Consider the following 20088-nt stretch of genomic DNA (forward strand, 5'->3'; position numbering starts at 1 on the left):
ATAAAAGCAACCTCCCATTTTATTGGGGCTTGCGAATGAAAAATCCTCATTCAAATGAATGAGGATTTTTTTATTAACTCGTTGTGACTTCAGCTTCTACAAATACACCTTTGCGATCAATTTGTAAAACATCTATTTCGCAGTTCGGCAGTAAAGCATGCATATGTTCAGCAATCGTTTTTCCTTTTCCTTTTGGTGCTAAACATAATACACTCGGACCGGCTCCGCTTAGTGACACACCGTATGCGCCGAGAGCTTTTGCTTCTTTTCGCACAAGAGAAAGCTCTGGCACGAGTCTCATACGATAAGGTTCGTGATATAAATCTTTCTCCATAAATTCGCCTACCAGAGGTAAATCTTTATTTAACAGGGCCGCTACTAGCATGTTCCCGATTGCCCCAGCTTCTACTGCATGGCGATAATTAATATCCGAAGGCAGCACATCACGAGCATCGGTTGTTTTTAATTCATATTCTGGAATAGCCATCACGATATCGACATCAAATTCAGGTATTTGAGCAATATATGTTTCATTTTCATGATGGTAACCAACAACGATGCCGCCATAAATAGACGGGCTGACGTTATCGGGATGTCCTTCCATTAAGCTGCTGATGCGAAGCTTTTCTCTTTTTGATAAACGCAAGTCACACAGTACATTAGCCAGTTCGATTCCAGCTACGATAGCTGATGCGCTGCTTCCAAGTCCCCTTGCTAATGGAATGTTGCTCCAAACAGAGACCTTCGCACTTGGAAGAGCAATGTTAAATTGACGAGCCACGTCTTGTGCCACTTCATACATTAAGTTATCTGTACCTGTAGGAATACTTTGTACTTCTTTCGTTTCAGGGATAAAAATCCATTCGTCATGACGCTCTACTGTTAATCTTAAGTAGCGAGATAAAGCCACTCCAATTGAATCAAATCCTGGCCCTAAATTAGCAGAGCTAGCTGGGACCGTAATGACAAAACGCTCATTTTCTAGCATGAAGCAACGACACCTTGGATATACTCAAATACCTTTTCTTCATCATTTGGTAAAACCACTGGCTTTACATTATGAGCATCGATTGCTACGTTTGGATCTTTTAATCCGTTACCTGTTAGTACAGCTACTACCGTTGAACCTTTTGCAATTTTACCAGAAGCTACATCTTTGAATACACCAGCAATTGAAGCGCAAGAACCTGGCTCTGCAAATACGCCTTCTTTGCGTGCAATTGTACGATATGCTTCTAAGATTTGTTCATCTGTTACTTCATCAATTTTTCCGTTTGATTCTTTTGCTGCGTTTACAGCATAATCCCAGCTTGCTGGATTTCCGATTCGAATAGCCGTTGCAATTGTTTCTGGGTTTTCGATAACTTGGTTACGTACGATCGCCGCTGCACCTTCTGCTTCAAACCCGTGCATGTGAGGAAGAGACGTTTGATGACGCTCACTGTACTCTTTGAATCCTTTCCAGTAAGCTGTAATGTTCCCTGCGTTCCCTACCGGAATAGCTAAAACATCAGGCGCTTTTCCAAGCTGTTCACAAATTTCGAAAGAAGCTGTTTTTTGCCCTTCAATACGGTATGGGTTTACAGAGTTTACAAGTGCAACAGGTGATGTTTCACTTAGCTTACGAACCATAGAAAGCGCTTGGTCAAAGTTTCCTTCAATTGCTACAATTTCTGCACCATACATAACAGCTTGAGCTAATTTCCCCATCGCAATTTTTCCATTTGGAATAACAACGATACAGCGCATGCCAGCGCGTGATGCATAAGCTGCTGCAGCTGCAGATGTGTTACCTGTGGATGCACAAATAACCGTATTGCTTCCTTCTTCTTTCGCTTTTGCTACAGCCATTACCATTCCGCGGTCTTTAAATGACCCCGTTGGATTTAGCCCTTCTACTTTTACATGTAAGTCAATGCCTAGCTCTTTTGATAAATGAGCAAGATGAATTAAAGGCGTATTTCCTTCATGTAGTGTAAGCATAGGTGTTTTCTCTGTTACAGGTAAAAATTCTTTATATTCAGCTAATAGACCTTTCCACATCATACTGTGCCAACTCCCTCTACGCGGTAACTGCTTTTTACATTTTCTACAATTGGTAAATCCCGAAGCTGCTGAAGGATTTCCTCATAATCTTTTTGAGATGTTTTGTGTGTAACAACAACAATCTCAGCTAATTCGCTTCCTTTCACAGGAAGTTGGATAATTTTTTCGAAGCTCACGCCACGCTCTGAAAATAGTGTTGTTAATTTTGCAAATGCTCCAACTTGATCTTTAACATGAATACGTAAGAAATGCTTCGAGAACATTTCATCTTCTGCTTTTAACTGTTTTGGATACTGAGGCGTTACCGCACTTTTACCATTCACACCTAAACGCATGTTTTTCATAACACCTACTAAATCTGATACGACAGCAGTAGCAGTTGGCAGGCTTCCTGCCCCCGGTCCATAAAACATCGTTTCTCCGACAGCTTCTCCGTATACATATACAGCATTGTACTCATCGCTTACTGAAGCAAGAGGATGTGTGTCTGCTAAAAGAGTTGGCTGAACACTAACTTCTACATTGTCGCCGTCACGATGTGCATATCCAATCAGTTTCATCGTATAGCCTAATTGTTTACTATATTGCAAGTCTTCTTCCGTTACTTCTGTAATACCTTGAACACGAACATCGTCCAAGTCAATTTTCATTGAAAATCCTAGTGTAGCCAAGATTGCCATTTTGCGAGCAGCATCTAAACCACCTACGTCAGAAGTTGGATCCGCTTCAGCATATCCTAAATCCTGCGCTTCTTTTAACACTTCATCATAAGCGCTTCCTTCTTTTGTCATTTTCGTTAAAATGAAGTTTGTTGTCCCATTTACAATTCCCATCATCTTCGTAATACGATCAGATGCTAACCCATCTGCTAATCCACGAAGGATTGGAATACCGCCAGCTACACTTGCTTCATAAAATAAATCACAGTTATTTTCAGAAGCTACTGTTAACAATTCTGAGCCGTAAACCGCCATCAAATCTTTGTTTGCCGTTACAACATGCTTTTTATTACGAAGGGCTGTTAAGATATAATCCCTTGTTTCTTCAACGCCACCCATTACTTCAATGACAACGTCAATCTCCGCGTTATGTAAAACGTCTTCAACATTCGTTGTTAATTTATCTTCACTGATTTCTACGTCACGTTTCTTATCAATATCTTTAACTACTACTTTTTTAACTTCTACAGGACACCCGACTTGATGACTTAATTTATCCTGATGATTTTCAATAATTTTGACTACTCCGCTTCCTACCGTTCCTAACCCTAATAATCCTACTGAAATACTTTTTGTCATATTCCTCACCTCTGTGTTCTTTCTACGTATACATTTGTTCTCTTATAGAGGACATTATAGACCTTATTTTTCTTTTTTACAAGGTTTACTTGCCATCTTTTCTCGTAAACTCGTTAAAAAAATTGGTATATAAAGATAAATGTAAATTTTTAAAATATTTCATTTTATTATCATAACATGGCTCCCACTGTTTTTTAATAAAAAAAAGACAATTTCACCGAAATGAAATTGTCTTTTTCTGTTATGATTTTTTCGCAAACGCTTCTTTATTTACAATTGTAATAGGAGACTCGTTTGTAAGTACTGCTTTAATGTTTTTAACACATAAAGAAATCATTTCCGTGCGCGTTTCGATACTCGCACTGCCGATATGAGGAAGCCCGATAACGTTAGGCAACTGAAGAAGAGGGTGAGAAGCAGAAATAGGCTCTTGATCGAATACATCCAAGCCAGCTCCAGCAATTTCACCAGATTGAATCGCATGTAACAATGCTTGCTCATCAACCACCGCTCCTCTTGAAGCATTAATAAAAATCGCAGTTTTTTTCATCTGTTCAAATGCTGATGCATTAAATAAATGTTTGGTTTCGTCCGTTAATGGTGTCAAACAAACAACAAAATCAGATCGTTCAAGCAGCTCATTTAACTCACAGTAAACTGCATCGAGCTTTTTTTCCGCTTGAAGGTTGCGGCTTCGATTGTGGTACAGAATTTCCATATCAAAACCTGTAGCACGTTTCGCAAGCGTCTCTCCAATTTTCCCCATTCCAACAATACCTAATGTTTTATGATGAACATCTCTGCCTGCTAACAAAAATGGACTCCAGCTTTTCCACTGATTTTCTTTCACATATTCAGCAGCTTCTACTAAACGTCTAGCTACACTCATTAATAAACCAAACGTTAAATCTGCTGTTGTATCAGATAAAACATCGGGCGTATTAGAAACGATAACTCCTCGTTCAGTTGCCGCTTCTACGTCAATATTATCGAATCCGACCGCCAAGTTAGCTACAATCTTTAAATGAGGAGCTTGCGTAAGCAATTCACTGTCAATACGATCTGAAAGCATTGTTAATAGAGCATGTGCGTGCTTAGCTTTTTCACAAAGCAGCTCATGAGGGACTGCCTCATCTTCTTTATCCCACATTTCCACATTCGCTACTGCCTTTAAAGGTTCGATTAATTCATTCGGTATTTTTCTCGTAATAAATACAAACGGCTTGTCCATATGTACGCCACCTCTTTATCCTTTTTAAACTGCATGCACAAAAACAAAATAGAAAAACAGGTTTGGATTATCCAACACCTATTTTTCTATTTTATCATATTCTATAGTAATCGCTTTTTAATGAATCCATGTTAATTCAGGAATGTGATAACGAGACGTTGAAATACCCACCGACTGGTAAAAGCGCTTCAGAAAAGCTTCGTAGTGAGAAGAATGAGCTAATACTCCTTCCAGCTTCTCATAATACTTTTGTTTTTGCTTCTCATCTTGTACACTGTAATACCCTTCAATGACCTCAAAATAATGAACGGGAAAAAGAAGTCTAGCATATAACAGTCTCCAAGAAAAAGAAGAAAGTGGATTTACCTTTTCGTATTCACTTAAAAACTGATGCATGTGCCCTTCATCAACAGCGTATGTTAATAAATATTGTTCCCTTATATATTCAGCTATATCTCTGCTCGGGTGATCGAAGACCCAATCTGCTGGGAGCTTGTAAACGTAGTCTTCCCCCCATGTTTTTTGGCCGAACCGATGGTGACAAATCGTCGCAGCGTCAACTGAACGAGGCAAATCGTCAATTTCCGTGTCTACTAGGTATTGAATAGCATTTTCCGTTAATCCTAGATAATAAGGAAAAGTTTCTAAAAAACGTTTTTCCATCTCTTGATTAGGCAAAGCACGTAATCTTCCATACCAAAATTGCTCCATCTGGTCGAGACGCTTCTCCCACATGGACTTCCATTGCCCTAGCCGGTTTGCTTTTTCCACTTCATAAGGAAACAGCCTCCCTTTTTGATGAAAAACAGCTAGCTCGTGCCCAGGTGAAAAATTGGGGTTTTTCTCTTCCGCAAGACAGCGGCAAATGATAAATTTTTCAGTTTCAGTTTCTGTAATCATTTCACCATTCAAATTAGGCATAAATGTTGCCACATGGCGATCACCTTGACCCATCAGAAATTGACTCATTTGATATAGTTCATTTAACTCGTCTTGTTCCATTTGCTTTACATTAATGATTGTATATAAAATATCTCGATACTGAAAACCTTCAAATTTACCAACGGGCATAAATTCATTTGGACGTAATCCGTAATGCTCATAAATGGTTTGTATCATTTTAATCCCTCTCTTCATTCATTCAAGAAATTATATGATGGAAAACAACATTACTTGTCATAATATTTACGGAGGAATGAATAGATTAGAAATACACCATTTATAGTTATTTACTCCGGGTTAGTAGTATGAAACAACTTTAGACTTAAAAATATATAGAAAACAGGTGATGATACTTGGAGAAAAAACATACACAAAGTGAGTTAGAAAAAAAAGCAAGAGAATGGTTAATAGAACGCGGCGTGGCTCTTACAGACATTGCTGAACTGGTCTATTACTTGCAAAAAAAGTATCACCCAAACTTAACAATCGAAGACTGTTTATATAACGTTGAACGCGTCATTTCTAAACGAGAAGTTCAAAATGCTATTTTAACGGGGATTCAACTAGATGTCCTCACGGAAAAAAAAGTGATTGAGCCGCCTCTGTTGGATATTCTTGAGAAAGACGAAGGTTTATACGGTATCGACGAGATTTTAGCATTGTCGATTGTAAATGTGTACGGATCAATCGGCTTTACCAATTACGGGTATATCGATAAACAAAAGCCGGGTATTCTAGAACGATTAAACGATAAATCGACTGGAGAATGCCACACTTTCTTAGATGATTTAGTAGGCGCAATTGCTGCCGCTGCTTCTAGCCGGTTAGCGCACCGGGCTGCCAGTCAAGAATAGGTTTAAAAAACAAAAAAAGCTGTCAATTGACAGCTTTTTAAATTCGCTCCATCCACTCTTTTAGTGAATCTACCGTATAAGTTGGCTTTTTCTCATATCCTTCTAGTAACTCTCTTGTTGTTACCCCTGTATGGACTAGTAATGTATCTAAGCCTGCATTCATCCCTGCTAAAATATCTGTATCATAGTAATCACCAATCATGATTGTTTCTTCTTTTGGCGTACCGATGACTTCAAGGGCTTGCTCCATAATAATACTTTCTGGTTTGCCAATAAATACTGGATTTGTTTGGGTAGAAACCGTAATAACGGACGTGATAGATCCATTACCAGGTAGTAAGCCTCTTTCAGTAGGAATCGCAATATCTCCGTTAGTTGAAACAAAAAAGGCGCCGTTTCGAACGTTTAAACATGCTTTTGCTAATTTTTCATATGTAATTTCCTGATCCAAACCAACAACTACGAAATCCGTATCTTCCTCTTCAATGGTAAATCCTTTTTCAAGCAGCGCATGTCGGATTCCTTCTCCACCAATTACATAAGCTGAAGCGTTTGCTTTGCGTTCATGCAAATAATTAGCTGTTGCCTGGCTCGTTGTAAAAACTTGCTCTTCTGTTGCAGGAATGCCAAATGCCTCTAGCTTTTCAGCTACTTTATCGGGCGTTTTTGTGGAGTTGTTTGTTACAAATAAATAAGGAATTCCTTTTTCCTTTAATTTAATAACAAAATCACGCGCCTCGGCAATTAGCTCTGTTCCTTTGTACATTGTTCCGTCTAAATCAATCAAATATCCTTTATATTCCTTCATGTTGTGTGATCTCCTTTCAAGTCTCATACTTGAAATCATAGCTTATTTTTTATACAACTACAACTTGCTTGCCTTTAGTTACGAAAAGCAGACACAGGTCCTAACTCTGTCTCTAGATATGTCCTTACGCGCTCTGAAAATGCTGCCAGTACGTCTTTATGCTGCATCACTTTTTGATAAATATCCTGATGATTAACATCCACATATTCTTGAACAAGGCTTTTACGCAATTGAACAATCTCTTTTAATGGCGTTTCTTCCTCTTTTTTAACCACTTTCTCATCAACTAAAATGTCAATGATATCGTCGTAACTGCCTGGATCTCTCATAATAAACCCATCAATCATTGCATTTCCTACATCTAAAACGTTTTCAATTAAAAGATGTACAATTCTCTCTAATGCCTTTTTCTCTATTTCTGTGTTCCAGCTCGAATGCTCAGAAAACAAACGAACATGTTCATCAAAAAAAACAAGCGTGGCTTCTATTTTTTCACGATCTACAAAGTACATATTATTTCCTCCCTAGTTGTCAGCTCTCTATAAATCTTTTTTCATAAACAAACGGGGTTCCTGTTCTATTTTATCATGACCCATTATCCATTTGATAAATTCATTTTTGTTTTTGACCTTATTTGATATGATACAAATACAACCTATGAAAGGAGTATACCTATGAGCGAACGCTTTTATCTATATGATGATGTTGTATCTACAAAGACCAGGTTTGTCAGCTTTATGGGCGAAAATCAACGATTTGATTTAGCTATTATCCAAACCGACCGTTATTATGGCAAACAAGTTGTTCTTGATATTCAAGGAGGACGCTTTGCCATCATTGGACAAGATGACCTTGAAGAACCAAACTATCTTGAAGAAGTATTTAAATTAAACAGTGAAGACGGTCAGGAACTTCGCGAATTTTTATATGAAATCATCTAAAAAAAAAAGGCAGCGTGAAGGACAATTAGTGTCTTCGGCTTGCCTTTTTTTACTTATGGACTTTTTTTAAAACAAAATACGCACAGCCAAAATTACAATATTCATGTAAATAGTCTTGAAGCGTACTAATCTTCGTATCATACGTTGCCTTTTGATTTCGGTCATCAAAAAAGCCTCGCAGTCGAAGCTGATTGTATCCCCAATCTCCCACAATATAGTCATAGCGGCTCAGCACGTCAATAAAGCGACCTCTAAACGCCTCTTCATTAAATGCCTCGCGCTCATCTCTTAATACTTCATAACAAATATTATTGATACAGACCATTGCTCACACCTCTTCTCTTAAAATTTACCATACCATAATTATGATGATGAAACCATCAATTAACATGAAATTTTTCACGTATAAGCAGCACTCTAATCCTGTAGGAGTTTTATCGGTATACCTACTGATCTTTTATGCTCCACATGAAGGTTCGCCGGTTTACCTGGCGTACGATATTTAACTACAGGAGGTGGAAATGGTGAAGAAATCTATTCTTGGAATCGCTTTGATAACAAGTATTTTAACCATTGGCTGTCAAAATAAAAACACAGCTGAAAATGAAAATTTATCACCAAACAACCCAGATGCCATTAATGTAAACGAGCCTAATCATTATTATAATCCAAATAATAATAGCGGCACAAATTATGGATATGTCCGATACACTAAAAACACAAATGAGCAAAATTCCAATATGAACCAAGTAGGAACATTTAATCGAGAAGAAGCAGCCGATAATATTAGTAAACTGAGCACCGCTATACCAAATATTAAGCAAGCCGCTACGCTAGTAACCGATAAAGATGTGCTTGTTGCTTATAAAACAGATGCTAAAAACCGGAATAACGCAGCCGATCAGGTAAAACGTACAGCTATGTCTGTAGTTCCTCGTTATTATCATGTATACGTCTCAGATAATCCGAAACAGATGGACCAAATCGAAAATATCAGTGAAATGAATACGCAAACGAATGATGCTAGAAAACGAATCGATGCCGTTATTCAACAAATGCTGAAATCTCCCCAAGGGCGTAAAATGAACGGCGGAGAAGATGCAAATGGAAGAGAGAAAAACGAATTGAATGAACCGATGACGGACAAAGATATGGTCGAATAAACAAAAAAGGTGATGAGCATATCATCACCTTTTTTACCTTATTTGCTTTCTTGTGCTTTGTTTTTTGCAGCAGCGTTAACTTGCTCATCTGCATGGTAAGAAGAACGTACAAGAGGACCTGCTTCAACATGGCTGAATCCTTTTGATAATGCAATTTCTTTTAGCTCTTCAAATTCATTTGGATGGTAATATTTTTGAACTTTTATGTGCTTTTTAGTTGGCTGTAGATATTGGCCTAGCGTCATAATATCTACATTATTTGCACGCAAATCATCCATCGTTTCAATAATTTCTTCTTTTGTTTCTCCTAGACCAAGCATGATACTTGATTTCGTAGGAATATCCGGCTGCATTTCTTTTGCACGGCGAAGGAACTCAAGAGAACGATCATATTTAGCACGAGCACGAACACGAGGAGTAAGGCTGCGTACTGTTTCAATATTATGATTTAAAATATCAGGACGTGCATCCATTACAATACGTAAGTTCTCTTCCACACCGCCCATATCAGAAGGCAATACTTCAATTGTTGTGAATGGATTTTTACGACGAATCGCACGAATTGTTTCAGCTAATACGCTTGCTCCTCCGTCTTTTAAATCATCGCGAGCTACTACTGTAATAACCGCATGTTTTAAGTTCATTAGCTGCACAGAATCCGCTACGCGTTCTGGCTCTTCTAAATCTAATTCTGTTGGTAAACCTGTCTTAACCGCGCAAAAACGACAGGCACGTGTACATACTTCTCCCAAAATCATAAAAGTTGCCGTACGACGAACAGCCCAACACTCATGAATATTCGGACATCTTGCTTCTTCACAAACTGTATGAAGGTTTTTCTCACGCATCATTTTCTTTAAGCCTGTGTAATTTTCGTTTGTGTTTAGCTTAATCTTCAGCCACTCGGGTTTGCGGACATGCTCTTCTTTTGTTGCCATATTATCAACTCCACCAATCTAGAAAATGTCTATAACCTATATGCTTAATTTTAACTACATATTAAAAACATAACTATATGTCACTTTATCATAAAAAAGTGAGATTCGACAAGTTGTCTGCTCTTTATTTTCCTCAGTTTTCTTCTATTTTCCATTCAAATGTGTGCGTTTTCATCCTCCGTATAATTTCCATTTATCTTCTGAATAAAATTCTTTAAAAAAGTTTTGAAGCGATTTCCATTAATTAATATTTATGAAATCTTTTTTCTCGCTGCAAACTAGTGTTACACACTATTTTTAGAAAGGGGGAAACACGATGCGCAAAACGATTATCTTACTTTTTATGTTCATGTCTATATTCACAGGATGGCACCACGTAACAGCTGAATCAGCAGCAGATCAAGAAAAAATACTTATTCAAAAGAGATTAGAGCTGTATAAACAAATGGAAGCCGCTACTACGATTCCTTGGTATTACTTTGCTGGGATTGACCAGTATGAACGAAATATTCGACGCTCTCATAAAGATATTCCAAGAGAGAAAGGCGCGATCGCCATTTATTACCCTCCAGAAAAATGGTCAGGTTCTTTAAATCCGAATTTGGAAGATACAAACCCACTTACGATTTCTCTGCTCGGGGGAATGGGCAAAGATGGGAACGGAGACAAAAAAGCAGACCAATTTAATGATGAAGATATGCTTTTTACAATGGCAAATTATATTCGGACGTTCGGGGTGTCCGAAGACTATATTAAAATTGCGCTTTGGAACTATTATCACCGGGCTAAAGCAGTTGATATTATTTTAGGGAATGCCAAAATTTTTCGCCATTACGGTCGGATTGATTTAAAAGGTTCTTCATTTCCAGTGCCTCTCCGTGCGAACTACAGTTATCGCAGTACATGGGGAGATGCGCGCGGCTGGGGTGGCAAACGAATTCATGAAGGAACAGACATTTTTGCAGATTACGGAGTTCCAGTAAAATCCCCTTGCTATGGCATTATTGAGCTTAAAGGATGGAATAAATATGGAGGCTGGCGAATTGGTATTCGTGACCTTCACAACAACTATCACTATTTAGCTCATTTAAGCGGATTTGCAAAAAATTTAAAAGTAGGACAAATTGTAGAACCAGGAACACTCATTGGCGGAGTAGGAAGTTCCGGTTATGGACCTCCTGGAACTTCTGGGAAATTCCCTCCTCACTTGCACTATGGAATGTATAAAGATAACGGCAAAAATGAGTGGTCGTTTGATCCATATCCTCAGTTAAGAACGTGGGAACGAAATGATCGTTTAGAACTAAAGAAAAAATAAAAAAATAGGAAGCTGATGCTTCCTGTTTTTTTATCCTGATGCTTTACTTTCTTTTGCTTTTTTCACAGCATGAGCAATACTTGCGGCCAAGCCGCCCCATATGATGACCATCCCTACAACCATCATTGTCATTGAACTTCCATCCATTATTTAGAAACCCCCTTCTCTTTAACTGACAAACGAATCGTCCCATCTTTCCATCGTGCAAAAGAAAAAGCAATGCCTAAAATAACAGCCAGAGCTGCCACGCCCCAACCAAAAGGACCTACAAAAGCCGTTGCATACTGTTCGTAGTTTTCCGAAATATTTTTTCGGAAGTTATCAAACATCATATACCCAAGTACAAGTGGTGTAACTACTCCTAAACATATCTTCCACCATGAACCGATTCGGATATCAGAAAATTCGTTTGCATGCTGCTGAAGGCTGCTCAGCTTTTTAAATACCCAAGCAACTAATACAACTTCTACTAAGCCTGCTAAAGCAACCCCGAAGTTATTAATGAAATAATCGACCACATCTAAGAAATAAAGTCCGCCTTGTGTTGCAAATAATAGCGAGCAAATTGAAGCGATTCCTCCGCCTATTAATACAGATTTTGTACGTGAGATAGTAAATTTATCTTGAATGCCTGCTACAAATGTTTCAATAATTGAAATAAGCGACGTTAATCCTGCTAATGTTAAGGAAGCAAAGAATAACATTCCAAACAGCTGTTTAAAGGCCGGAAATTCATTAATAATTTGCGGGAAAACAACAAAGGCTAGTCCTACCCCTCCCTGAACCACCTTATCGATTGGGATACCTTGCTGAGTAGCCATAAACCCAAGTGCGCTAAACACACCGATTCCTGCTAGTAATTCAAAAGCAGAATTACCGAATCCAGTAATAAACGCATTATTAGTTAAATCAGATTTTTTTGGAAGGTAACTGGAATAAGTGATCATAATAGCAAAACCAACAGATAAACTAAAGAAAATTTGACCATATGCTGCAATCCAAACCTTTCCATCTCCAATTGCGCTCCAGTTTGGTTTAAAGAAAGCGTGCAGACCTTCCATTGCTCCGTCCAATGTTACTGCTCGAATGACAATGATTAAAAATAGAACAATTAGTGTTGGTAAAAAGATTTTGTTTGCTGCTTCAATTCCTTTTTTGATTCCCTTTAATAACACACCTAATGTTACAATCCATACAAGTACAAGCGGAATTAAAACATGTAATACGATGCTTCCTGTTTGTCCTGGTGCTTCAGCTAATTTTAAGTAATCTCCATATAAGAACGCTTCCGTATCCTTTCCCCAGCTTAACTTAAATGAAAAGATAAAATACGACATCGCCCATGCAATAATGACAGAGTAGTAAACGGAAATAAAAAATGAAATAGCTACTTGCCACCAGCCCAGCCACTCAGCCTTTGGACTTAGTCTCGCTAACGATAAAGGAGAGGAACCTTTATATTTATGACCTATAGCAAACTCCATGATTAAAATAGGAATTCCTGCCGTCAACAAAGCAAATAAATAGGGAAGAAAAAATGCTCCTCCTCCGTTTTCATATGCAGTAGCCGGAAACCTCCATATATTCCCTAGTCCAATTGCTGACCCTGCTGCTGCTAAAATAAAACCTGCTCTTGATCCCCACTGCGGCCTATTTTCCACTGTAATTCCCCCTCTTATTCTCTCTCTACTCTCTTTTTATCGTAGATCAACGAAAATTTTTATAATTTTTAGATTATTCTTTCTATAACTTCCTATCTCAAATTATAGAAGGGAGAAGATAGTATGTCAAAATATTTTTCATAGAAAATTCAGATAAATATTCCAATGAATAAAAGCAGATATGAAAGTATTTCTGAACTTCCGCACCTGCTTTTTAAATAACACTTTATCACGTTAATATAATATTGTTAATTTTTCTTCGGAAGTTCAATTGCCGGAGAAGACGAATTTCCACCGTTAAAATAATCAGGAACATTTCCAGGGATAACAGTCCCCCCTACAGGAATTGTAGCCGTAACGGTTGTTTTTCTCGTTGCAAACGGGATAATGATTTGCATGTTTACTTTTACTTTGATGGATACTTCAAGAAACGCATTATTTATTCCATATTCCTCGATTTTTCGCACTACGTCTGTTTGAACGTCACCAATAGCATGAAATTTAACCGGAATCAGCGGACCTAGATTTCCAAGCAGCGCATTATTAGTTGCTTGCCCAAGAGGAACTTGGTATACAATTCCTTGATTCCGAAGCTTTTCATTTTTTTCAATACGAATATCTGTTGGAAGTTCAAGTGCATCTAAATTCCCTTTTTCTGCCTCTTTTAAATTAGCTTGAACAAATGACGTAGTCTGAGCTCTAACCCGATTTACAAGCGCTGTGTCAATTTTAGCTACTTGACCGTTAGGTGTAGATTCAACTTTAATAACATCTACGTCCAGCTGATCAAGTACCTGTTTATTCACCGCTTTATTAATAACTAAAGTTGCAATCTCTTTTGTTTGTGCTTCAGCATATTTCATTAACGTGGGTTCAATCCCTCTATTAATTAGCCATAATCCTACCCCTGTAGAAAGCATAAAAAAAAGAAAGGTGAGCAACAGAACGTAGCGAAAAGGAAGCGGGCCTTTTCTTGTTAATTTCCGACGAAGTTTAACCAAAAAAAATCCCTCCTTACAAGCTATATGTATGCATGTATAAGGAGGTTCACGCTTCTTTTAAAAAGTTTTATCTTAAATTTTCCACTATATTAAAGCATTTTCAATAAAGCATCTTTGCCAATTGTCCCTTTAAAAATCCCTCTTTTTTCAGCTTCAAGCGTTACAGATTCAAGAGGCGCTTCAAGAAGCTGCTCAATTGTACGTACGCCTACAGCTCTTCCAGCTATTATTTGACGATCAGCTAATTTATCATTTAATAGACCTACGTCTAGTGCTCCGCACATAATGTACCCTTTATCTGATGAAATTGTTAACAGAGTTGTTTTTGGCAGCAATACGGTAACTGCATTAAACGTATGACCTTCAATTACGATAGGCGCTAAGGTGATCATAATAACTCACTCCTTTCTTAATCAATTTATGATTTTGAAAGAAAAAAGTGAGGTTTTACATGTACTTTTCTACCTATTTGACGTTTATATTCCTTCTTCCTTATTTATATAAACTTTTATAGGACTCAGTGCTAAAATTCATTAAAAAAATCTAATTGTTTAGGAGCTAAATTTTCATATTCAATATTTAATAAACTCATGAGCTGTTTGGCATTATGTACAGCATCTCCGCCGGAGTTATTATTAAATAACAGGTAAATGTCCTTTGTTTGTTTTTGCAGCTTTTCAAGACGTTCTTTCCACTCTAGGAGCTCTTTTTCATTGTAACGATACAAAAACCTTACTGCTCGCCAATTGCCTTCTGCGGGCTTATTCCAACCGTGTACGTTTCGTCCGTGAAAACGGATAAGTGTTTTCTGTTTATCTGTAGCATGAATCACAATTGGAATAGATCCTTCTCCTGCCTGCGGTTCATCACAAATACCATGAATCCACTTCTCTTGTTCCATAAACGTTAACGTTTTATCATAGAAAAATGGCTTAAACCAGGACTGATTTCGAAACTCAAGGGCTACTGGCAAATCTCCAAACTTCTCACGGCTATATCTCAAATAGGCTACATTTTCTTTGGTACAGTCAAACCAAGGCGGCATTTGGAATAAAATCATGGCCAGCTTATTTGAACTTACGTATGGCTTTACTGATTCTAAAAATGCATGAAACATTTCTTCCTTGCTATCAAACGGGTTCCCTTCTCTCATATGGCCTGTCATGCCTTGATAGGCTTTTACCACAAATCGAAAAGATTCGGGTGTATCATTCACCCACTTTTCTACATTTGATTTAGGTTGAATTGCATAAAAAGATGAATCGACTTCAACAATTGGAAAATGGCCTGCATATACGGCAAGCTTATCTCTTGAAGAAACACCCGCTTCATATAATGAATCATGATCTCCCCAGCCTGTGACTCCAATATAAATCATGCCATTCCTCCTCTATTTTCTTAGCTTCGCTTTTCTTTATTTTAATACAAACGATACAAAAAAACTCGTTTGCATAAACAGCAAACGAGTTTTTTCTAGTATTAACCGATTGAACCTTCCATTTCAAATTTGATTAGACGGTTCATTTCTACTGCATATTCCATTGGAAGCTCTTTTGTAAATGGCTCAATAAAGCCCATTACAATCATTTCTGTTGCTTCTTCTTCAGAAATACCGCGGCTCATTAGATAGAATAATTGTTCTTCAGATACTTTCGATACCTTCGCTTCATGCTCAAGTGAGATGTTATCGTTTAAAATCTCATTGTACGGAATTGTATCAGAAGTTGATTGATTATCCATAATTAGCGTATCACACTCAATGTTCGCACGTGCACCTTCTGCTTTACGGCCGAAGTGTACGATACCGCGGTATGTTACTTTACCGCCTTGTTTTGAAATTGATTTTGATACGATCGTTGAAGATGTGTTCGGTGCTAAGTGAATCATTTTTGCACCAGCATCTTGGTGCTGTCCTTTACCAGCAAGGGCAATAGATAATGTCATACCACGTGCGCCTTCACCTTTTAAGATAACAGCTGGATATTTCATTGTTAACTTAGAACCAATATTTCCATCAATCCATTCCATTGTTGCGTTTGCTTCACAAACCGCGCGTTTTGTTACAAGGTTGTATACGTTGTTCGCCCAGTTTTGAATGGTTGTATAGCGGCAATACGCATCTTTTTTGATGATGATTTCTACAACGGCACTGTGAAGAGAGTTTGTTGTATAAACAGGTGCTGTACAGCCCTCTACATAGTGGACGTGTGAGCCTTCATCAGCAATAATTAACGTACGCTCAAACTGTCCCATATTTTCAGAGTTAATACGGAAATAAGCTTGTAATGGTGTATCTACTTTTACGCCTTTTGGTACGTAAATGAATGATCCACCAGACCAAACCGCCGAGTTAAGTGCAGAGAATTTGTTATCCGTTGGCGGGATAACTTTTCCAAAATGCTCACGGAAAATATCTTCGTTTTCTTTTAGCGCCGTATCCGTATCTTTAAATACGATACCTTGTGCTTCAAGATCTTCTTTCATATTGTGATAAACAACTTCAGATTCGTACTGAGCTGATACACCCGCAAGATACTTTTGCTCTGCTTCAGGAATACCAAGTTTATCAAACGTTTGTTTAATTTCTTCAGGAACTTCATCCCAAGAGCGTTCAGACTTCTCAGATGGTTTTACGTAGTACGTAATTTCATCAAAGTCTAAGCTTGCCATGTCTCCGCCCCACTGTGGCATTGGCATGTTGTAGAAGTGCTCTAGAGATTTCAAACGGAAGTCAAGCATCCATTGTGGTTCCTCTTTCATACGAGAAATTTCTTCTACGATTTCTTTTGTTAAACCGCGTTTAGAGCGGAAAATTGATACGTCTTTATCGGAAAATCCATATTTATAATCGCCGATTTCTGGCATTTTTTTAGCCATCTTTTATTACCCCCTACTTGATAGGATTGGGAATGAATGAAGGTCTTATTTTTGTTCGTTAAGACCTTTTTCCATCGCTTTCCACGCTAGTGTTGCACATTTAATACGCGCAGGAAATTTTGCTACACCTTGAAGTGCTTCAATATCTCCTAAATCTATACTATCATCATACTCTTTACCTTGCATCATGTCAGAGAAGATATGGGCCATTTTAAACGCTTTGTCTACTTCTTGACCTTTAATTGCTTGTGTCATCATTGAAGCTGATGACATTGAAATTGAACATCCTTCACCTTCGAACTTTGCATCCACCACTTTGCCGTCCTCTACTTTTAAAGAAAGTTCAATGCGGTCTCCACACGTCGGGTTATTCATATGAATGTTCACAGTATCTTCATTCAACGTTCCACGATTACGCGGATTTTTATAATGGTCCATAATTACTTGACGATAGAGAGTATCTAAATTATTAAAAGCCATTTGTAAAATACTCCTTCGTTTTTATTAATGATGACACCAATTTATCTACTTCTTCTTCCGTGTTATACAAATAGAAGCTTGCACGTGCAGTAGAAGATACGTTTAAATATTTCATCAGCGGCTGCGCACAGTGATGACCTGCACGAATCGCAATTCCATCAGCGTCTACTACTGTTGCAACGTCGTGCGGATGCACATCTTCAATATTAAACGTCACAACACCCGCTCGCTCTTTCGGTCCGTAAATCGTAATTCCATCTACTTGCGATAAGCGATCCAGTGCATACTGCGCTAACTTGTGCTCATGTGCTTGAATATTATCTAAACCAACTTCTTCTAAGAAATCAATCGCTGCACCTAAACCAATTGCACCTGCAATGATTGGCGTACCTCCTTCAAATTTCCAAGGAAGCTCTTTCCACGTTGATTCGTATAGGTTTACGAAGTCAATCATTTCGCCGCCAAACTCGATTGGTTCCATTTTTTCAAGAAGCTCTTTCTTTCCATAAAGAGCGCCGATTCCAGTCGGTCCGCCCATTTTATGTCCAGAGAAAGCAAAGAAATCGCAGTCTAAATCTTGTACATCCACCTTCATATGAGGCGTACTTTGCGCACCATCCACAACCATTACGGCACCGTTAGCATGTGCAATTTCTGCAATCTCTTTTACTGGATTAATCGTGCCCAATACGTTAGATACTTGCATAATCGATACAATTTTGGTGTTGGATGTAATCGTGCTTTTTACCTCTTCTAGTGAAAGTGCATGATCTTCTGTTAATGAAATATATTTTAACGTTGCACCTGTTTCCTTGGCAACTTGCTGCCAAGGAATGATGTTGCTGTGATGCTCCATATAAGTAATCACAATTTCATCACCAGGTTTGAGATTAGCACGGCCATAGCTTGCAGCTACTGTATTAAGAGCTGTCGTTGTACCGCGTGTAAAGATAATCTCTTCCGTTGATTTTGCATTAATAAACTTACGAACCTTTTCACGAGCGCCTTCGTATCCGTCTGTTGCTCTTGTACCAAGCGTGTGAACGCCTCGGTGTACGTTTGAGTTATATTCTTTATAATACTTCTCAATTGCTTCAATTACAGCAAGCGGCTTTTGTGAAGTTGCTGCACTGTCCAAATAAACGAGTGGGCTGCCATTTACCTCTTGGTCTAAAATAGGAAATTGTTTACGAATATCAGAGATATTCATTACCGAACTTTCCTTTCAATTAAATCTGTTAATTGCTTTTTAACCGTTTCGATTGGCAACTCGTTTACAACTGGTGCTAAGAATCCGTGGATAACTAGACGTTCTGCTTCTGTTTGCGGAATACCGCGGCTCATTAAGTAGTAAAGCTGAATTGGATCTACGCGTCCAACAGATGCAGCGTGTCCTGCTGTTACATCGTCTTCATCAATTAGAAGAATTGGGTTTGCATCTCCACGTGCTTTTTCACTTAACATTAACACACGAGATTCTTGCTCAGCGTTTGATTTAGACGCACCGTGTTCAATTTTACCGATACCGTTAAAGATTGAAGACGCGCTTTCTTTCATAACACCGTGTTTTAAAATGTAGCCTTCAGAATGTTTTCCAAAATGTACGATACTTGTTGTTAAGTTTTGAGACTGCTCTCCACGTCCAACTGTTACCGTTTTTGTATCTCCATATGAACCGTCGCCCATTAGATACGTTGTATTTTCTGAAACTGTATTTCCTTCACTCATTAAGCCTAAAGCCCACTCAATGCGACCATCTTTGCCCGCTACGCCGCGGCGGTTCACATAAGTAGTTGTGCCTTTAGCTAAGTAGTCAACAGCTCCAAATGTTACTTTTGCGTTGCTGTTAGCGAATACTTCAGTCACGATATTAACAACACCTTTTGACTCTTCAGCAGTAGCAATGTAGTTTTCTACATATGTTACTGAGCTGTTGTCTTCAGCTACAACAATCACATGGTTGAATAAAGCAGCTTCTTCATCTTCACGGACAAATACAGCTTGAAGCGGCTCTTGTACTTCTACATTTTTAGGAACGTACACGAATACACCGCCGTTTAATAACGCTGCGTTTAATGCAGTTAAACGGTGCTCATCTACTTTAACTCCGTCTTTCATGAAGTACTTCTCAACAAGGTCGCTATGCTCTTTAGCAGCTGTTTGAATATCTGTGAAGATAACGCCTTGAGACTTTAGCTCTTCTGTTAATGTCGAATATGCAGCTGTTTGGTCACGCTGAACATATAGGTTTTTAACAGCTTCTGTATCAATCAATGCTTTAACTACTTCTGGAAGCTCGTCTACAGATGAGATTGTGCTTGCCTGTGAAGTGTGCTTGTCAAATGCAGTAAAGTTCCATTTCGAAATGTTTGTTTTATCTGGCTTTGGAAGTGCAAGATCTTCTGCTTTCGCAAGAGCTTGTAAGCGAAGATCTAGCAGCCAAGTTGGTTCATTAGCTTCTTTTGAAAAGCTGCTGATGTACTCTTGATCAAATGGTAATTTCGTATCAATAGTCATAGAGATCCTCCTA

General features: G+C 38.3%; 22 protein-coding genes. 4 read left to right on the plus strand and 18 right to left on the minus strand.

Going from position 1 to position 20088, the window contains the following annotated elements; genetic code table 11:
• Positions 1-73: 73 nt before the first annotated feature.
• The 5 genes from thrB to yutH form a co-directional block, all read right to left on the minus strand.
• On the minus strand, positions 74-988 hold the full coding sequence (gene thrB / locus AC2YJL_RS21115; RefSeq protein WP_230933757.1) for a homoserine kinase: 915 nt from the start codon (positions 986-988) through the stop codon (positions 74-76).
• Positions 982-2043, minus strand: a complete 1062-nt coding sequence (thrC, locus tag AC2YJL_RS21120; protein WP_025752680.1) for a threonine synthase — start codon at positions 2041-2043, stop codon at positions 982-984. Before thrC ends, thrB begins: the two co-directional genes overlap by 7 nt.
• Positions 2043-3344: a homoserine dehydrogenase gene (locus AC2YJL_RS21125; protein ID WP_013059628.1), complete on the minus strand. Its 1302-nt coding sequence runs from the start codon at positions 3342-3344 to the stop codon at positions 2043-2045. Before AC2YJL_RS21125 ends, thrC begins: the two co-directional genes overlap by 1 nt.
• A gap of 241 nt (positions 3345-3585) precedes the next feature.
• Positions 3586-4575: a 2-hydroxyacid dehydrogenase gene (locus AC2YJL_RS21130; protein ID WP_230933758.1), complete on the minus strand. Its 990-nt coding sequence runs from the start codon at positions 4573-4575 to the stop codon at positions 3586-3588.
• Between the two features lie 117 nt (positions 4576-4692).
• Positions 4693-5694, minus strand: a complete 1002-nt coding sequence (yutH, locus tag AC2YJL_RS21135) for a spore coat putative kinase YutH (RefSeq protein WP_230933759.1) — start codon at positions 5692-5694, stop codon at positions 4693-4695.
• 176 nt (positions 5695-5870) lie between these two features.
• Here yutH and AC2YJL_RS21140 point away from each other — a divergent pair, with 176 nt between their 5' ends.
• On the plus strand, positions 5871-6371 hold the full coding sequence (locus AC2YJL_RS21140) for a phosphatidylglycerophosphatase A family protein (RefSeq protein ID WP_013059631.1): 501 nt from the start codon (positions 5871-5873) through the stop codon (positions 6369-6371).
• Positions 6372-6408: 37 nt separating this feature from the next.
• On the opposite strand, the gene AC2YJL_RS21145 is transcribed toward AC2YJL_RS21140, so the two are convergent.
• Together AC2YJL_RS21145 and AC2YJL_RS21150 are read right to left on the minus strand one after the other, a co-directional pair.
• Positions 6409-7179, minus strand: coding sequence for a TIGR01457 family HAD-type hydrolase (locus AC2YJL_RS21145; protein ID WP_013059632.1), 771 nt, complete (start codon positions 7177-7179; stop codon positions 6409-6411).
• 74 nt (positions 7180-7253) lie between these two features.
• Positions 7254-7691, minus strand: coding sequence for a DUF86 domain-containing protein (locus AC2YJL_RS21150; RefSeq protein WP_230933760.1), 438 nt, complete (start codon positions 7689-7691; stop codon positions 7254-7256).
• 162 nt (positions 7692-7853) lie between these two features.
• Between AC2YJL_RS21150 and AC2YJL_RS21155 the strand changes: the two genes are divergently transcribed.
• Positions 7854-8120, plus strand: coding sequence for a DUF3055 domain-containing protein (locus AC2YJL_RS21155; protein WP_013059634.1), 267 nt, complete (start codon positions 7854-7856; stop codon positions 8118-8120).
• 49 nt (positions 8121-8169) lie between these two features.
• On the opposite strand, the gene AC2YJL_RS21160 is transcribed toward AC2YJL_RS21155, so the two are convergent.
• Positions 8170-8445, minus strand: a complete 276-nt coding sequence (locus AC2YJL_RS21160) for a YutD family protein (protein WP_028409603.1) — start codon at positions 8443-8445, stop codon at positions 8170-8172.
• A 196-nt stretch (positions 8446-8641) separates the two neighbouring features.
• On the opposite strand from AC2YJL_RS21160, the gene AC2YJL_RS21165 reads away from it, so the two are divergent.
• The gene (locus tag AC2YJL_RS21165; RefSeq protein WP_013059636.1) at positions 8642-9283 is read left to right on the plus strand and encodes a YhcN/YlaJ family sporulation lipoprotein; all 642 of its coding nucleotides are present in this window, start codon (positions 8642-8644) and stop codon (positions 9281-9283) included.
• A gap of 38 nt (positions 9284-9321) precedes the next feature.
• Here AC2YJL_RS21165 and lipA read toward each other — a convergent pair whose 3' ends face one another.
• On the minus strand, positions 9322-10221 hold the full coding sequence (gene lipA / locus AC2YJL_RS21170) for a lipoyl synthase (RefSeq protein WP_050688959.1): 900 nt from the start codon (positions 10219-10221) through the stop codon (positions 9322-9324).
• A gap of 316 nt (positions 10222-10537) precedes the next feature.
• On the opposite strand from lipA, the gene AC2YJL_RS21175 reads away from it, so the two are divergent.
• Positions 10538-11539, plus strand: a complete 1002-nt coding sequence (locus AC2YJL_RS21175) for a M23 family metallopeptidase (RefSeq protein WP_285852940.1) — start codon at positions 10538-10540, stop codon at positions 11537-11539.
• Between the two features lie 30 nt (positions 11540-11569).
• Here the strand turns inward: AC2YJL_RS21175 and AC2YJL_RS21180 are convergent, their stop codons facing one another.
• The 9 genes from AC2YJL_RS21180 to sufD form a co-directional block, all read right to left on the minus strand.
• Positions 11570-11686 (minus strand): methionine/alanine import family NSS transporter small subunit, encoded by a 117-nt coding sequence (locus tag AC2YJL_RS21180; RefSeq protein ID WP_107918137.1) that lies wholly within the window; start codon positions 11684-11686, stop codon positions 11570-11572.
• On the minus strand, positions 11686-13200 hold the full coding sequence (locus tag AC2YJL_RS21185; RefSeq protein ID WP_251568971.1) for a sodium-dependent transporter: 1515 nt from the start codon (positions 13198-13200) through the stop codon (positions 11686-11688). Before AC2YJL_RS21185 ends, AC2YJL_RS21180 begins: the two co-directional genes overlap by 1 nt.
• Before the next feature lie 248 nt (positions 13201-13448).
• Complete coding sequence (gene yunB, locus AC2YJL_RS21190; RefSeq protein WP_013059640.1) at positions 13449-14201, minus strand: sporulation protein YunB; 753 nt, start codon at positions 14199-14201, stop codon at positions 13449-13451.
• 89 nt (positions 14202-14290) lie between these two features.
• On the minus strand, positions 14291-14593 hold the full coding sequence (locus tag AC2YJL_RS21195) for a YunC family protein (RefSeq protein ID WP_013059641.1): 303 nt from the start codon (positions 14591-14593) through the stop codon (positions 14291-14293).
• Positions 14594-14724: 131 nt separating this feature from the next.
• A complete protein-coding gene (locus tag AC2YJL_RS21200; RefSeq protein ID WP_014457889.1) occupies positions 14725-15579 on the minus strand; it encodes a DUF72 domain-containing protein in 855 nt (284 codons plus the stop codon).
• A 101-nt stretch (positions 15580-15680) separates the two neighbouring features.
• Positions 15681-17078: a Fe-S cluster assembly protein SufB gene (sufB, locus tag AC2YJL_RS21205; RefSeq protein ID WP_013059643.1), complete on the minus strand. Its 1398-nt coding sequence runs from the start codon at positions 17076-17078 to the stop codon at positions 15681-15683.
• Between the two features lie 45 nt (positions 17079-17123).
• The gene (gene sufU, locus AC2YJL_RS21210; RefSeq protein WP_013085338.1) at positions 17124-17558 is read right to left on the minus strand and encodes a Fe-S cluster assembly sulfur transfer protein SufU; all 435 of its coding nucleotides are present in this window, start codon (positions 17556-17558) and stop codon (positions 17124-17126) included.
• The gene (locus tag AC2YJL_RS21215; protein ID WP_013059645.1) at positions 17548-18768 is read right to left on the minus strand and encodes a cysteine desulfurase; all 1221 of its coding nucleotides are present in this window, start codon (positions 18766-18768) and stop codon (positions 17548-17550) included. Before AC2YJL_RS21215 ends, sufU begins: the two co-directional genes overlap by 11 nt.
• The gene (gene sufD / locus AC2YJL_RS21220; RefSeq protein WP_153253913.1) at positions 18768-20075 is read right to left on the minus strand and encodes a Fe-S cluster assembly protein SufD; all 1308 of its coding nucleotides are present in this window, start codon (positions 20073-20075) and stop codon (positions 18768-18770) included. Before sufD ends, AC2YJL_RS21215 begins: the two co-directional genes overlap by 1 nt.
• Between the last annotated feature and the right edge of the window lie 13 nt (positions 20076-20088).

It is taken from the genome of Priestia sp. SRI_019 (assembly GCF_057586255.1).